Annotated in this window: 13 protein-coding genes; 6 read left to right on the forward strand and 7 right to left on the reverse strand. The window is 53.3% G+C overall.

Annotated elements, in window-relative coordinates:
• Nucleotides 1-119: 119 nt before the first annotated feature.
• On the reverse strand, nt 120-1,229 hold the full coding sequence (malK, locus tag HV237_RS22485; RefSeq protein ID WP_016155343.1) for a maltose/maltodextrin ABC transporter ATP-binding protein MalK: 1,110 nt from the start codon (nt 1,227-1,229) through the stop codon (nt 120-122).
• A gap of 359 nt (nt 1,230-1,588) precedes the next feature.
• Here malK and malE point away from each other — a divergent pair, with 359 nt between their 5' ends.
• The 3 genes from malE to malG all read left to right on the forward strand — a co-directional run bounded on the left by malE (nt 1,589) and on the right by malG (nt 5,416).
• On the forward strand, nt 1,589-2,779 hold the full coding sequence (malE, locus tag HV237_RS22490; RefSeq protein ID WP_016155342.1) for a maltose/maltodextrin ABC transporter substrate-binding protein MalE: 1,191 nt from the start codon (nt 1,589-1,591) through the stop codon (nt 2,777-2,779).
• A gap of 187 nt (nt 2,780-2,966) precedes the next feature.
• Entirely contained in the window at nt 2,967-4,511 is a 1,545-nt protein-coding gene (gene malF, locus HV237_RS22495) for a maltose ABC transporter permease MalF (protein ID WP_047357738.1), read from the forward strand.
• Between the two features lie 14 nt (nt 4,512-4,525).
• On the forward strand, nt 4,526-5,416 hold the full coding sequence (malG, locus tag HV237_RS22500; RefSeq protein ID WP_016155340.1) for a maltose ABC transporter permease MalG: 891 nt from the start codon (nt 4,526-4,528) through the stop codon (nt 5,414-5,416).
• Nucleotides 5,417-5,798: 382 nt separating this feature from the next.
• Here malG and psiE read toward each other — a convergent pair whose 3' ends face one another.
• Complete coding sequence (gene psiE / locus HV237_RS22505) at nt 5,799-6,209, reverse strand: phosphate-starvation-inducible protein PsiE (protein WP_003031674.1); 411 nt, start codon at nt 6,207-6,209, stop codon at nt 5,799-5,801.
• Nucleotides 6,210-6,344: 135 nt separating this feature from the next.
• On the opposite strand from psiE, the gene HV237_RS22510 reads away from it, so the two are divergent.
• Nucleotides 6,345-6,800 (forward strand): acyltransferase, encoded by a 456-nt coding sequence (locus HV237_RS22510; protein WP_161784581.1) that lies wholly within the window; start codon nt 6,345-6,347, stop codon nt 6,798-6,800.
• A gap of 34 nt (nt 6,801-6,834) precedes the next feature.
• Here HV237_RS22510 and HV237_RS22515 read toward each other — a convergent pair whose 3' ends face one another.
• The 5 genes from HV237_RS22515 to pgi form a co-directional block, all read right to left on the reverse strand.
• The gene (locus tag HV237_RS22515; protein WP_047357740.1) at nt 6,835-8,931 is read right to left on the reverse strand and encodes a YjbH domain-containing protein; all 2,097 of its coding nucleotides are present in this window, start codon (nt 8,929-8,931) and stop codon (nt 6,835-6,837) included.
• Nucleotides 8,931-9,668 (reverse strand): capsule biosynthesis GfcC family protein, encoded by a 738-nt coding sequence (locus HV237_RS22520; RefSeq protein WP_046275309.1) that lies wholly within the window; start codon nt 9,666-9,668, stop codon nt 8,931-8,933. Before HV237_RS22520 ends, HV237_RS22515 begins: the two co-directional genes overlap by 1 nt.
• The gene (locus HV237_RS22525) at nt 9,665-10,303 is read right to left on the reverse strand and encodes a YjbF family lipoprotein (protein ID WP_029139685.1); all 639 of its coding nucleotides are present in this window, start codon (nt 10,301-10,303) and stop codon (nt 9,665-9,667) included. Before HV237_RS22525 ends, HV237_RS22520 begins: the two co-directional genes overlap by 4 nt.
• A gap of 63 nt (nt 10,304-10,366) precedes the next feature.
• The gene (gene yjbE, locus HV237_RS22530; RefSeq protein ID WP_047357741.1) at nt 10,367-10,609 is read right to left on the reverse strand and encodes an exopolysaccharide production protein YjbE; all 243 of its coding nucleotides are present in this window, start codon (nt 10,607-10,609) and stop codon (nt 10,367-10,369) included.
• A 396-nt stretch (nt 10,610-11,005) separates the two neighbouring features.
• Nucleotides 11,006-12,652, reverse strand: coding sequence for a glucose-6-phosphate isomerase (gene pgi, locus HV237_RS22535; RefSeq protein ID WP_016155434.1), 1,647 nt, complete (start codon nt 12,650-12,652; stop codon nt 11,006-11,008).
• Between the two features lie 302 nt (nt 12,653-12,954).
• Between pgi and lysC the strand changes: the two genes are divergently transcribed.
• Together lysC and panS are read left to right on the forward strand one after the other, a co-directional pair.
• Complete coding sequence (lysC, locus tag HV237_RS22540; RefSeq protein ID WP_047357742.1) at nt 12,955-14,304, forward strand: lysine-sensitive aspartokinase 3; 1,350 nt, start codon at nt 12,955-12,957, stop codon at nt 14,302-14,304.
• Between the two features lie 87 nt (nt 14,305-14,391).
• The gene (gene panS / locus HV237_RS22545) at nt 14,392-15,318 is read left to right on the forward strand and encodes a ketopantoate/pantoate/pantothenate transporter PanS (RefSeq protein WP_047357743.1); all 927 of its coding nucleotides are present in this window, start codon (nt 14,392-14,394) and stop codon (nt 15,316-15,318) included.
• Nucleotides 15,319-15,415 lie beyond the last annotated feature (97 nt).

Consider the following 15,415-nt stretch of genomic DNA (forward strand, 5'->3'; position numbering starts at 1 on the left):
CTTTGTTGGCTGCGTTCTTTCACCCCAGTCGCGTACTCTTTGTACACTCCCGGGGATTCATTTACTTGCCGCCTCGATGTAGCTTCGAATGGCTTTGCGTTTCGTTTTTTATGGGGACCTTAAACGCCCGGCTCTTGATGCAACCGACGACATGCAGTGCCATCCTCACGGAACAGATGGCAACGCTCTGGCGGCAGGCCGATGGCGAATGTGGCACCCTCTTCTACCAACACCACGTCGTTCTGGCGGTAAACCAGGTTTTGACGGATGGCGGGGATCTGGATATGAATTTGAGTTTCGTGACCAAGCTGCTCGACCACCTGCACTTCACCTTCGAGGGTGACATCGGCGATATCGCTGGGCAGCAGATGTTCCGGGCGGATACCTAAAGACATGTTGGCACCAACCTGTACCGCATGGCTGTCCACTGGTAGCCATATTTGCTGGCGGTTGGGCAGTTCAACCTGCACCTGATCGATGGCCGTCCCGGTGACTTTCACCGGCAGGAAGTTCATCTTCGGCGAACCAATAAAGCCCGCCACAAAGCGGTCAGCCGGATAGTGGTATAGCTCCAGCGGTTTGCCGACCTGCGCCACGCGACCAGCATCCAGCACCACAATTTTGTCGGCCAGCGTCATCGCTTCGACCTGATCGTGGGTGACGTAAATCATCGTGCGGCCCAGACGTTTATGCAGGCGGGAGATTTCAATACGCATTTGCACACGCAGAGCGGCGTCGAGGTTCGACAACGGTTCATCCAGCAGGAATACGCGCGGCTCGGCAACCAGCGTTCGGCCAATCGCCACACGCTGACGTTGTCCGCCGGAAAGCGCTTTCGGTTTACGCTCCAGCAGGTGCGCCAGTTGCAGAACTTCCGCGACCTGATTCACGCGCTGATTCATCACCTCTTTTTTTGCGCCAGCCAGTTTGAGGCCAAACGACATGTTTTCTGCGACGGATAAATGGGGATACAACGCGTAGGACTGAAAGACCATGCCCACGCCGCGTTCGGCGGGGGGAATGTCGTTCATCCGGGTCTCCCCGATAAACAGGTCGCCACTGGTGATGGTTTCAAGTCCGGCGATCATACGCAGCAAGGTCGACTTACCGCAGCCTGACGGTCCGACAAACACCACGAATTCCCCTTCGTGAATGTCGAGATTGATATCTTTCGATACCACCACGTCACCCCAGGCTTTCGTTACATTTCGCAGCTGTACGCTCGCCATGCCCTTCTCCCTTCGTTACAACCTGTCATCGACAGCAACATTCATGATGGGCTGACTATGCGTGATCCCTTGACTGCGTGAATCCTCCACCCCCGGCTTTTTTATGGGGGAGGAGGCGGGAGGATGAGAGAACAGCGTCTGAGACCCGGGCCGTACGCCGCGGAGGAATTTCGTGATGCAGCCTGCAAAAATCAGTGGGTTTTTATGTGCGCCAGTACGCAATACTCACATTTATGTAACACAGATCACATAAAGAGCGGGTGGGGCGTAGGGGTAAGGAGGATGGAAAGAGGTTGTCGTATAAAGAAACTAGTAACCGTTAAGCCACCTCTGCAAAATCACCAAACAGGATGGGAACTATGAAAATCAAAACTGGCGCACGCATCCTCGCATTGTCTGCATTAACGACGATGATGTTTTCCGCCTCGGCTCTCGCCAAGATTGAAGAAGGTAAGCTGGTTATCTGGATTAACGGCGACAAAGGCTATAACGGCCTCGCTGAAGTGGGCAAAAAATTCGAGAAAGACACCGGTATCAAAGTCACCATTGAGCACCCGGACAAACTGGAAGAGAAGTTCCCACAGGTTGCCGCGACTGGCGATGGCCCTGACATCATCTTCTGGGCACATGACCGTTTTGGCGGCTACGCTCAGTCTGGCCTGCTGGCTGAAATCACCCCAGATAAAGCGTTCCAGGACAAACTCTATCCGTTCACCTGGGATGCCGTACGCTATAACGGCAAACTGATTGCCTACCCAATTGCGGTTGAAGCGCTGTCGCTGATTTACAACAAAGACCTCGTTCCGAACCCGCCAAAAACCTGGGAAGAAATTCCTGCGCTGGATAAAGAGCTGAAGGCGAAAGGAAAATCCGCGCTGATGTTCAACCTGCAAGAACCGTACTTCACCTGGCCGCTGATTGCCGCCGACGGCGGTTACGCGTTCAAGTTTGAAAACGGCAAGTACGACGTGAAAGACGTGGGCGTGGACAACGCGGGCGCAAAAGCGGGTCTGACCTTCCTGGTTGATCTGATCAAGAACAAACACATGAACGCGGATACCGATTACTCCATCGCCGAAGCGGCCTTTAACAAAGGTGACACCGCGATGACCATCAACGGTCCGTGGGCGTGGTCCAACATCGATAAGAGCAAGGTGAATTACGGCGTTGCCCTGCTGCCAACCTTCAAGGGTAAACCGTCCAAACCGTTCGTGGGCGTTCTGAGCGCAGGTATCAACGCTGCCAGCCCGAACAAAGAACTGGCAAAAGAGTTCCTCGAAAACTACCTGCTGACCGATCAGGGTCTGGATGAAGTGAATAAGGACAAACCGCTGGGCGCGGTTGCGCTGAAATCCTTCCAGGATCAGTTAGCGAAAGACCCGCGTATCGCGGCCACCATGGATAACGCCCAGAAAGGCGAGATCATGCCGAACATCCCGCAGATGTCCGCATTCTGGTATGCCGTTCGTACCGCAGTGATCAACGCTGCCAGCGGCCGTCAGACCGTCGATGCCGCGCTGAAAGATGCACAAGGTCGTATCACCAAGTAATACGGTTTCCCTTATTTCTTAGGGAATCAGGTTTATTGAATACGTTGTTACGCGAAATCATTCGCGCTACATCGAGGCGGCAAGGAGGCAAATCCCCAGGAGCTTACATAAGTAAGTGACTGGGGTGAGCTTCCGCAGCCAACAAAGAGGTAGTGCGAAGGATAAAGCGTAAAGAGGATTGATCCCCATGGATGTCATTAAAAAGAAACACTGGTGGCAAAGCGACCGACTGAAATGGTCAGTGATGGGTCTGCTTGGGCTGCTGGTCGGTTACCTTGTTGTTTTGATGTATGCTCAGGGGGAGTACCTGTTTGCCATCATGACGCTGATTTTAAGCTCTGCTGGCCTGTATATTTTTGCTAACCGTAAAGCCTACGCCTGGCGCTATGTTTACCCAGGCGTTGCAGGGATGGGGCTGTTTGTCCTGTTTCCGCTAATTTGTACTATCGCAATTGCCTTTACCAACTACAGCAGCACCAACCAACTGACCTTTGAACGTGCTCAGGAAGTCCTGATGGACCGTTCTTATCAGGCGGGGAAAACCTACAACTTCGGCCTGTATCCGGCGGGTACGGAGTGGCAACTGGCCCTCACCGACGGTGAAACTGGCAAGAATTATCTCTCCGACGCCTTTAAATTTGGCGGCGAACAGAAACTGCAGTTGAAAGAAGCCGAGGCGCTGCCAGAGGGCGAACGTGCGACGCTGCGTATCATCACGCAAAATCGCCAGGCGTTAACCCAACTCACCGCCATCCTGCCAGATGAAAGCAAAGTGATTATGAGTTCACTGCGCCAGTTTTCCGGCACGCAGCCACTCTATACGCTCGCTGATGACGGCACGCTCACCAACAGCCAAAGCGGCGTAAAATACCGCGCCAACAACGATATTGGTTATTATCAGGCAATTAACGCTGACGGTAGCTGGGGTAACGAAAAACTCAGCCCAGGCTATACCGTTGCCATCGGATGGGACAACTTCGCCCGCGTATTTACCGACGAAGGCATTCAGAAACCGTTCTTCGCCATCTTTGTCTGGACGGTGGTCTTCTCCGTTCTGACCGTGATCCTCACCGTGGCCGTGGGGATGGTACTGGCCTGTCTCGTACAGTGGGAGTCTCTCAAAGGCAAAGCGATTTACCGTGTCCTGCTGATTCTGCCGTATGCCGTACCGTCGTTTATTTCGATTCTGATTTTCAAAGGACTGTTCAACCAGAGCTTCGGTGAAATCAACATGATGCTGAGCGCACTGTTTGGCATCAAACCGGCCTGGTTCAGCGACCCAACCACCGCGCGTTCGATGATTATTATCGTCAACACCTGGCTTGGTTACCCGTACATGATGATCCTGTGCATGGGTCTGCTTAAAGCGATCCCTGACGACCTGTATGAAGCGTCGGCGATGGATGGTGCAGGTCCGTTCCAGAACTTCTTTAAGATTACGTTGCCACTGCTGATTAAGCCGCTGACGCCGCTGATGATCGCCAGCTTCGCCTTTAACTTTAACAACTTCGTGCTGATTCAACTGTTGACCAACGGTGGTCCAGACCGTCTTGGTACCACCACGCCAGCAGGCTATACCGACCTGCTCGTGAGCTACACCTACCGTATCGCCTTCGAAGGCGGCGGTGGTCAGGACTTCGGTCTGGCGGCGGCGATTGCCACGCTGATCTTCCTGCTGGTCGGTGCGCTGGCCATCGTGAACCTGAAAGCCACGCGTATGAAGTTTGATTAAGGGAGACAACGAACATGGCTATGGTACAACCCAAATCTCAGAAACTGCGTCTCTTAACAACGCACTTGCTGCTGCTGATTTTCATTGCAGCGATCATGTTCCCGCTGCTGATGGTTATCGCTATCTCGCTGCGTGAAGGTAACTTTGCCACCGGCAGCCTGATCCCGGAAAACATCTCCTGGGAACACTGGAAACTGGCGTTGGGCTTTAGCGTTGAGCATGCGGATGGCCGCGTGACGCCGCCGCCGTTCCCGGTGCTGTTATGGCTGTGGAACTCGGTGAAAGTAGCCACCATTACCGCGATCGGTATCGTGACGCTTTCCACCACCTGCGCTTACGCCTTTGCCCGTATGCGTTTCCCGGGCAAAGCAACCCTGCTGAAAGGGATGCTGATATTCCAGATGTTCCCGGCGGTGCTGTCTCTGGTCGCGTTGTATGCTTTGTTTGACCGCCTGGGCCAGTACATTCCGTTTATTGGTCTGAACACTCACGGTGGCGTGATCTTCGCCTATCTCGGCGGTATTGCGCTGCATGTGTGGACGATTAAGGGCTATTTCGAAACCATCGACGGTTCGCTGGAAGAAGCGGCCGCTCTGGATGGCGCAACGCCATGGCAGGCATTCCGCCTGGTGTTGCTGCCGCTTTCCGTTCCGATTCTGGCGGTCGTGTTTATTCTGTCTTTCATTGCCGCGATTACCGAAGTACCGGTCGCATCACTGCTGCTGCGTGATGTGAACAGCTATACCCTTGCGGTAGGTATGCAGCAGTACCTCAATCCACAGAACTATTTGTGGGGCGACTTTGCCGCCGCAGCTGTACTTTCAGCCATTCCGATCACTCTGGTGTTCCTGCTGGCACAGCGCTGGCTGGTCAACGGACTGACGGCGGGTGGTGTGAAAGGTTAAGTTTTACCGAAGTAACTGCCCGGCAACGGGCAATGCCACTGCAACCCTCAACTTATGTTATCCCAACCTGTGACTGTTATTCGGCGCTCTACGGAGCGCCCTTTTTTATGTTATTTTGCATTACGCTTACGATTATTTTCTTTCGTGCCCCCCATCACTGCAAATCAATTTTTCGCCTGAAACTCGACAAATTAAACAGAATTAGTTTGGCGCAGGCGTTATCGCCATCGGCGTGATCAACCTAAGCTTTACCGTATTGGCGATCATGACGGTGGATAAATTTGAAGAACTGTGGGAACCCGCGGCGGAGAAAACCCAGCCGGCCTCTGCGCAGTAATTTTTACCCAAAACACGCCGCAGCCCAATTGCGGCGTGTTGTCTTTTACTCTCGCTTCAGCCGTTTGGAATTACACAGCCACAGGGTGATCACCAGCAGCAGGATCGCCGCAGAATAGATCAGCACATCCATCGGCGCTTTATGATCGACAATGATCAGCCGCACAATCGCAGTGATCCCGATATAGACAAAGTAGCGCAGCGGAAAGTGAAAACCTGACTGAAAGTACTTCACAATCAGCGCGATAAATTCAAAGTAGAGAAAGTAAACCACCAGCCCTTCCACCAGTTCATACTTGCTGGTTTGTTCCGGCGCGAACAGCACATCCGCCAGATGCAGCGTTTCTTTCCCGAGGAATACGACCAGGATCAGGCCCAGACTCAGCAACCCTAGATTCAACACGGTCTGTAAAATAGTGGAGATAAACTCCACGCGCGGACGAGATAGCGACGTCATAACAGCACCTCTTACTCAGTGGCAAGGTTCCTGTATAACGCAAAAATGTGACAGAGATCTACATTTTTTGTTTATATTTTGTGCAAGAAAGGTCAGCAGGGAATGATGAGTGCCACGACACATTTCACAGGATGAATTATGCAGCTAAGACAATCCGCTGTTCGCAACGTTACCTGCGGTGAGAACGTGGTGATCTATGAACCCGCAAATCTCTACGACTGCACATTGGGTGACAACGTTTTTGTCGGACCATTTGTTGAAATCCAGGGTAATACGCAGATTGGCGCAGACAGCAAAATTCAGTCGCACACCTTCATCTGCGAATATGTCACCCTCGGCGCCCGCTGTTTTATCGGTCACGGCGTGATGTTCGCCAACGATATGTTTCGCGAAGGAAAACCCAATGCCGACCGCAACAGTTGGGGACGTATTACGATTGGCGACGATGTCTCGATCGGTAGCGGAGCGACCATTCTGGCAGTCACTATCTGTGATGGCGTGGTCGTCGGCGCGGGAAGCGTGGTGACCAAATCGATCACCGAGAAAGGCGTGTATGCGGGAAATCCGGCAAAATTATTACGTCGTTTATAGAGCCGGATAAGCGCAGGTCCCATCCGGCCATCTATCAGCGGAAGTTTTCACTCCTGTCGCTGGTCATGTCGTACAGACCAAACTTACGTCCAAGCTGCTGGCCGCCATCGCGTGTTAACGGCGTCCAGCCAATCGCCGCACGGCTGCGGGTTGGGCCTGACGAGAACAGATCCAGCGGCACAGAAACGTACACCCCTTTGGTAAAATCACCCTCTCCGTACTCATCCGGCGAGGCGTCGGTGATGGTCGCATAGCCGCCCACCACTACGCCGCTGTCAAAGCGTTTCGCCACTTCCAGCGTTCCGCCCTTATCCCCCGCCAGATACTGCCCCACGCTGGCTTTCACCAGTACATCCTGGGCGAACGAAGGATTCCAGTAAGCCGTCAAATGCCCGGTCTTCACGCTGTAGTCGGTAAACTTCATCATGTCCTGCGCGCTACGCCAGTCACGCTGTTTCACGTAGTTGGCATCAACACCAAACGCCCAGTTGCTGTCCAGCGGGCGATACAGCACTTCTGCCCCCGCTCCGCCGTACATAGTTTCCAGGTAGCCACCGTAAACCTGTCCGTAGAACCCATTTCCGAGTGACTGGAAGTAGTTGGCCTGCAGGTTATTCACGTAGACATCGTTTTGCACATACTCACGCACATGGGTACGCACGCGTGGTAAATGCGAATCCTGCGGCGGGTTGGTGTAGTTAAACTTGTCATAGTTATTGGCGAGGTTGGCGAACAAACTCCCGGTGGTCAGCAGATGATCGGTAACCCACAAATCCGCCGTTCCCATCACGCCCAACTGATACATATAGAAGTTTTCCGGGCCGCCCACCGACTGATTTAGCACCGGATCGATGTGGAAATTGAAGCGTGACTTATCAATATACCAGCCCTGCTCGGTCGTTTTCGGTACCACGGGCTCGACGCGTTTTTGTGCCAGTTGAGTTTTATGGCCCAACGGCTCGCCTTCCAGATGGCGCTTGAGGCTGGAAACCTCCGTTTCGGTCGTCACCTGCGGCAAGTTAAGGCGGTTTTCCGTAATGCGGATCGTGCGGATCCCATCGGGAAGATCGTTCATCACGATCCGGTTAGCACGCTCGATCCCTTCGCGCGAATCACGGTATTTCACCTGTTCACCCGTCACATACAGCGTATCGCCCTGCACCTGAATTTTAGGATCCGCCAGCCCGGCATTATATTTCAGCAGCGTTAACTGATTCGCCACCACCGAATGTTGCAGGATGGCATCCTGCGGCTGTGGTTGATATTTCGGGCGGGTATTGTCGTTATAGTTTGGTCGCAGATCGTTAAAGTTAGTCCGCAGCGTGACCCCAAACATCAAGGTGTTCCCGCGCTCATAGCTGAGGTTAACGTCGGCCCAATCGGTGACGCGATAAATAGCGCCGACGTTAAACTTGCTCTTCTGATCCAACTTGCCGGCAAAATCCTGCTGGTAATTATTACCTTCATACTCCAGTTTCAGGCGCAGCGGCTGCCAGGGAGTCTGATACTCTACGCCGCCAAACAGCGACGCCGGGCCGTGGAACATCTGGCTACCGTCAATAGAACCGGCCTGCTTGTAGCTGTTATCGCGATGGCAGAATTTATCACTGTATGAGCAAAACGGATTGCTAACGTTGCCGCTGGTCCCGAGATATCCCCAACCAAGGCCGAGAGAGAAATCAAACGGGCCCCAGGCTTTGTTCGCCACCACATACTCCGCATCAAACAGGCCGGTACCACCGATATCCCGCGCGCCAACTGCCACCTGCGGCATCCAGTAGCTCTCTTCCCACAGGCGAAGTTTGAGATCAAAAGCCTTATCTTTATAAGTCTGATCGCCAGAAAACGACTCCACGCCGCTGTATTTTTTGGTACGCACATCGGTATAGCGCAGGGTGGTTTCCAGCCAGGGGAAGAGTTGTACCGACGCAGAGTAGTAACGGTATTGATCGTTATCGCGGTAGTTAAGGCTCATTTCGCCTTCACGCGCCATGCGTGCGGTTGGGGTTTGCAGCAGTCCCACGCCGCCAAAATCGGACTGGGAAGGTCCAATGGGCGCGGGCCAGGTTTCACCGTGGCAGGCAACGCTTACGCCCAGCGCCAGTAAGCTGAGCAGATAAGTTTTTCTCATTATTCGGGTATCCGCTGGGTCAGGGTGCGAAGAATGTCGGCATTGATTTCATCCGGGGTGCTGCGCCAAACAGCATCAGAGAGTCCGACAAAAATGATGCTGCCGGGCATCGGCTCAACGTGACGTTTGTTCCAGTAGGCGACCGGGACTTTTTGCGTGCGTCCGTCGGGATAGATGACCCAGGCGTAGCTACGATCTGCGCCGCTGAGCCGACGTTGCCCATCGAGATAGCTGGCGATATCGCGCCCGGGCATAAACGGTTGTTTACCCGGATGACTTAGCAGGCCAAACAGCGTTATATCCGTTGGCTGCGGTCCGACCCACAGCGTGTAATTGCCCTGCAACGGCGGGTTGCCTCGCTCACTGACGCGCACAACATCCGGGTCGAGATTAATCTTCTGTCTGCCGGTCACCTTCAGCGCCTGAATTTGCTGGCGTAATGCGTTGATAGCCGCGGCATCGTCACCGCTTTCTTCAGCGCTGAGCATCGCCAGACGAGCCAGTAATGCCTGCTGCTGACGCTCTGCTTCCGTCGTTGCCCGCTCTTCGCTGATAACCGCTCCTGGCCACCAGCTATTACTCAACCGCGGCTGCCCAACCAGGTCGAGCAGATGTTCGGCCCCGGTCAGCGTCTTTGGCTCTTCGCTGGCGGAGGTAAAGACCTTAACGCTACCCGCAGCAAAAACTGACGCTGCGCTCAGGCTCAATAGCAGCGCCACAACGGCTCGTTTCATCATGATTTTGCCGCCTTAATCAGCGTGGTTTTCACCGGGAAGTAACGTGCGCCAAGATACTGTTCCGATTGGCGAATCTGCCCTTCGCTGTCGATCCAGTAGCGGTTATGCCAGCGCGTTTGAGCGGTGGTGACTTCTTCGTCAAGGATTCGTACTGGCGTATCTTCGCTACCAACCTTAATGGTGTCAGTGCCATCCCATTCGAAAACCGAGCGGGCGGTGGCATAGCGCACCTGCTGATGTTCGGTCCAGCCCATCGTGCGGGTCCACGTTGCCCCATCGACTATCTGGTTTGGTTTGATGAGCGGATCTGCCGCGAGATTATTCACCTCGATCAGGTTATCCCCGCCGAGATGCGTTTTCACCATGCGCCCAGACTGCGTGACGAGAATGGCCCGATCCTGAGTCACCCATTTCTGCTGTCCGTTTTCCGCGAACGCGAGTACCACAAACAGTTGTGGGCCGCCGTTGAGCTGCATGTACTGGCTGGCGTAGGGCATGTTTTTGATTTCATCGTCTGTCATCTGTACGCCGGGAGTACCAAACACGCTATCCCATAGCGAATGACCCAGCCCTTCGGTGGTGGCTGAGCACGCCTGTAATAACAGGCAAACCATTATCAGCGCTGGTCGCTTCACGACATTTCTCCGCAGCGGCAAAATAACCACACCGAAGTGTGGTTAGAATTAAACGTACCGGTATTACTGGGTACTGGTGGTTGTGGTGGTTGTGGTTCCGGTGTTAGAACCATCGCCGCCACCGGTTGCCGCAAGGGCAACCCCCACCGCAGAACTTACGGTGCTCACGCTGGTTGCGGAGGAACTTCCTGCCGAAACCGACGCGGCAGCCGCCCCTGCAGCCTCACCCACCTGAATGGGGGCAGCATAGACAGAAGTCACCGCAAGCGCAGATATAGCCCAAAGGCCATACAGAACTTTTTTCATCACAAATTCCCTTCATTGTATGAATGGAGATTTACCCAAAAGAATTTCGGGCGAGATCGAGTATACACAAGCCAAAGTGTGCAAATTACGCCAGGCGGGAATTTAGGATAATTAGATAGCAAGAAATAAAATGATTAACGGTAGATAATTAAATCAATACAATCATAAAGTTAAAATATAAAAACAAAAACACAACATCCGGTAATTCTGAAAAAACCAGAAACACGATAACGTTGAATGAATTATTTTAGGATTAAGCTCAATAAAGGTGTAAAACAAAAACGTAGATATTCGGGAGCCAGATTATAAAAAAAGCCGATATTAATATCGGCTTTTTTATAAGTAATCTGCAAATTCATTCGAATTGCAGCAAGGCGGCTCGAAGGAAGAAGCAGATTAACGCCAGGACTTATAACGGTTAATCAAACCGTTAGTTGAGCAATCATGGCTGGTGATTTCTTTATCATCATTCAACTCTGGCAGAATGCGATTCGCCAGCTGTTTGCCCAGCTCAACGCCCCACTGGTCAAAGGTGAAGATATTCAGGATCGCGCCCTGAGTGAAGATTTTGTGCTCGTACAGCGCAATCAGCGCACCCAGGCTGAACGGTGTGATTTCGCGCAGCAGGATGGAGTTAGTTGGACGGTTACCTTCGAACACTTTGAACGGCACAACGTGGTCAAGCGTTGCCGGATCTTTACCCTGGTCGCGGTATTCCTGCTCAACCACTTCACGAGATTTACCAAAAGCCAGCGCTTCGGTCTGGGCGAAGAAGTTAGACAGCAGTTTCGGATGGTGATCCGACAGCGGGTTGTGGGTGATTGCCGGAGCGATGAAATCGCACGGAACCATTTTGGTACCCTGATGAATCAGCTGGTAGAACGCATGCTGACCGTTAGTACCCGGCTCACCCCAGATGATTGGGCCTGTCTGGTAATCCACCGCATTGCCGTTACGGTCAACGTATTTACCGTTGGATTCCATATTGCCCTGCTGGAAGTAGGCCGCGAAACGGTGCATATACTGGTCGTACGGCAGAATCGCTTCGGTTTCAGCACCGAAGAAATTGTTGTACCAGATACCGATCAGCGCCAGCAGCACCGGCAGGTTTTTCTCCGCCGGAGTGGTGGAGAAGTGTTTGTCCATGGCGTGCGCGCCAGAAAGCAGCTCAACAAAGTTGTCGAAGCCCACAGAAAGGATGATGGACAGACCGATTGCAGACCACAGGGAGTAACGACCGCCAACCCAGTCCCAGAACTCGAACATATTGGCGGTATCAATACCGAACTCGCCAACCGCTTTACCGTTAGTGGAGAGCGCTGCGAAGTGCTTGGCAACGTGCTTGTTGTCGCCAGCGGTCGCCAGGAACCAGTCGCGCGCGCTGTGGGCGTTAGTCATGGTTTCCTGAGTGGTGAAGGTTTTGGAAGCGACCAGGAACAGCGTAGTCTCCGGATTCACTTTCTTCAGCACTTCGGCAATGTGCGTACCATCGACGTTAGACACAAAGTGCATGTTCAGGTGATTTTTGTACGGGCGCAGCGCTTCGGTCACCATGAACGGGCCGAGGTCTGAACCGCCGATACCGATGTTCACGACATCAGTAATGGCTTTACCGGTATAGCCTTTCCAGCTTCCGGAGATAATCGCTTCAGAGAAGGATTTCATCTTCTCAAGCACCGCGTTCACTTCCGGCATCACATCTTTGCCGTCAACGATGATTGGAGTGTTGCTACGGTTGCGCAACGCCACGTGCAGCACGGCACGGTCTTCAGTGCGGTTAATTTTCTCACCGGAGAACATGGACTTGATGGCGCCTGCCAAATCGGTCTCTTTCGCCAGATCCTGCAGTTTAGCCAGCGTCTCTTCAGTGATGCGGTTTTTGGAGAAATCCACCAGCATCAGATCGTCAAACGTCGCGGAAAATTTAGCGAAACGATCGCTATCTTTCGCGAACAGATCCGCGATAGTAACGTCTTTCATCTCTTCAAAGTGTTTTTGTAGTGCCTGCCAGGCTGAGGTCTGCGTTGGATTGATGTTTTTCATTAGCAATACTCTTCTGATTTTGAGAATTGTGACTGAGATCGATTGTAACGCCAGTCACAGAAAAGTGTGATTGTTTTAATGCCATCGCCCTTGTATCCATCGAACCAGGGTAAAAAGTATAGATGTTATAAGCGCTGTTACTGAACGGAAACGCAGCATGAAAAATCCGCATAATCCCAGCGTTGACAGTGCAAGCTACACATTTTATTTATAAATACGGTATTTGCATTTGCGCCTGCACCGGTTTTCGTTCTGCCTTATGTGCCATGGTCGCTCTATTCATTCCCTGACACGAGGTAGTTATGACTGATGTAGTTGTCTCCAAGTTTGGCGGTACCAGCGTGGCGGATTTTGATGCCATGAATCGCAGCGCTGATGTGGTACTTTCTGATGCTAACGTCCGTGTAGTGGTACTTTCTGCTTCCGCTGGAATTACCAACCTGCTGGTCGCACTGGCTGAAGGGCTGGAGCCAACCGAGCGCTTCGAAAAACTCGACGCCATTCGTCAAATTCAGTTCAATATTCTGGAACGCCTGCGTTATCCAAACGTAATTCGTGAAGAGATTGAACGTCTGCTGGAAAACATCACCACGCTGGCAGAAGCGGCGTCACTGGCGACCTCAACCGCCCTGACCGACGAACTGGTCAGCCACGGTGAACTGATGTCTACCCTGTTGTTCGTCGAAATCCTGCGTGAACGCAACGTGCAAGCGCAGTGGTTTGACGTGCGTAAAGTGATGCGCACCAACGATCGTTTTGGTCGCGCAGAACCCGACGTCGCGACGCTGGCTGAACTGGCAACGCTTCAGTTGGCCCCGCGTCTGAGCGAAGGTCTGGTAATCACTCAGGGTTTTATCGGCAGCGAAGGCAAAGGCCGCACCACCACGTTGGGGCGCGGCGGTAGCGATTATACAGCCGCCCTGCTGGCCGAAGCGCTGCACGCAACGCGCGTCGATATCTGGACCGATGTTCCTGGCATTTACACTACCGATCCGCGCGTTGTTCCTGCAGCGCAGCGTATTGATGAAATCGCCTTTGAAGAGGCCGCGGAAATGGCGACCTTTGGCGCGAAAGTGCTGCACCCGGCAACCCTGTTGCCGGCCGTACGTAGCGATATCCCGGTATTTGTTGGCTCCAGCAAGGATCCAAAAGCAGGCGGTACGCTGGTCTGCAATAAAACCGCGAATCCACCGCTGTTCCGTGCGCTGGCGCTACGCCGTAAGCAGACGCTGCTGACGCTGCATAGCCTGAATATGCTGCACTCTCGCGGCTTTTTAGCAGAAGTGTTCGGCATCCTTGCACGCCACAATATCTCGGTAGATTTAATTACCACATCTGAAGTCAGCGTAGCGCTGACGCTGGATACCACCGGCTCAACCTCCACCGGCGATACGCTGTTAACGCAGTCTCTGCTGATGGAACTGTCTGCCCTGTGCCGGGTTGAAGTCGAAGAAGGCCTGGCGCTGGTGGCGTTGATTGGCAACGACCTGTCCAAAGCCTGCGGCGTGGGTAAAGAGGTATTTGGTGTACTGGAGCCGTTCAACATCCGCATGATTTGCTACGGCGCGTCCAGCCATAACCTGTGCTTCCTGGTGCCCGGTAGCGAAGCCGAACAGGTGGTACAGAAGCTGCATCATAATTTGTTTGAATAATATTTCATCACGCGATAAACAATAACTATAGCCGGGCTCGAACCCGGCTTTTTTATAACAACACATTTCAATCGCAAGGAAGATAACATGCTCGCTACTCTCACGCGGCTGTTCCCGTTATGGGCGCTGCTGCTCTCTGTTATTGCGTATTACACGCCCTCCACCTTTACGCCTGTCGGGCCATTCGTACCGTCGTTGCTGATGCTGATCATGTTCGGCATGGGCGTTCACCTGAAGGTGGACGACTTTAAACGCGTACTTTCACGCCCCGCACCGGTCGCGGCGGGTATTTTCCTGCACTATCTGGTGATGCCGCTCGCCGCATGGATTTTGGCGCTGGCATTTAATATGCCGCCGGAACTGTCGGCAGGGATGGTGCTGGTCGGTAGCGTCGCCAGCGGAACCGCATCGAACGTCATGATCTATCTGGCAAAAGGTGATGTGGCGCTCTCCGTGACTATTTCATCGGTTTCAACGCTGGTCGGCGTTGTCGCCACGCCGCTGCTGACACGGCTGTATGTCGACGCGCATATCCAGGTGGATGTGATGGGTATGCTGCTGAGTATTCTGCAGATCGTGGTCATTCCGATTGCTTTGGGGCTGGTCATTCACCATCTGTTCCCACGCGTCGTAAAAGCCGTGGAACCGTATCTACCGGCGTTTTCTATGCTGTGCATCCTGGCGATCATCAGCGCCGTCGTGGCGGGGTCCGCATCGCACATTGCGTCCGTCGGCTTTATGGTGATTATCGCCGTGATCCTGCATAACACCATTGGCTTGCTCGGCGGCTACTGGGGCGGAAAACTGTTTGGTTTCGACGAGTCAACCTGTCGTACGTTGGCTATTGAAGTGGGCATGCAGAATTCAGGGCTTGCCGCTGCGCTGGGCAAAATCTACTTTGGCCCGCTTGCGGCGCTGCCCGGCGCGTTGTTCTCGGTCTGGCATAACCTTTCCGGTTCGCTGCTGGCAGGTTACTGGTCCGGTAAACCGATTAAAGAAAAAGAACGCCGCTAATTGGCGGCGGCAGGCCGGATAGCGGCTAACACCTTATCCGGCCTACCCAGCCTCTGCACTTTGCCGTACACTGCGGATATCGGCTAACAGAGGGCAC

Source organism: Citrobacter sp. RHBSTW-00570 (assembly GCF_013739755.1).
GTDB lineage: Bacteria > Pseudomonadota > Gammaproteobacteria > Enterobacterales > Enterobacteriaceae > Citrobacter > Citrobacter braakii.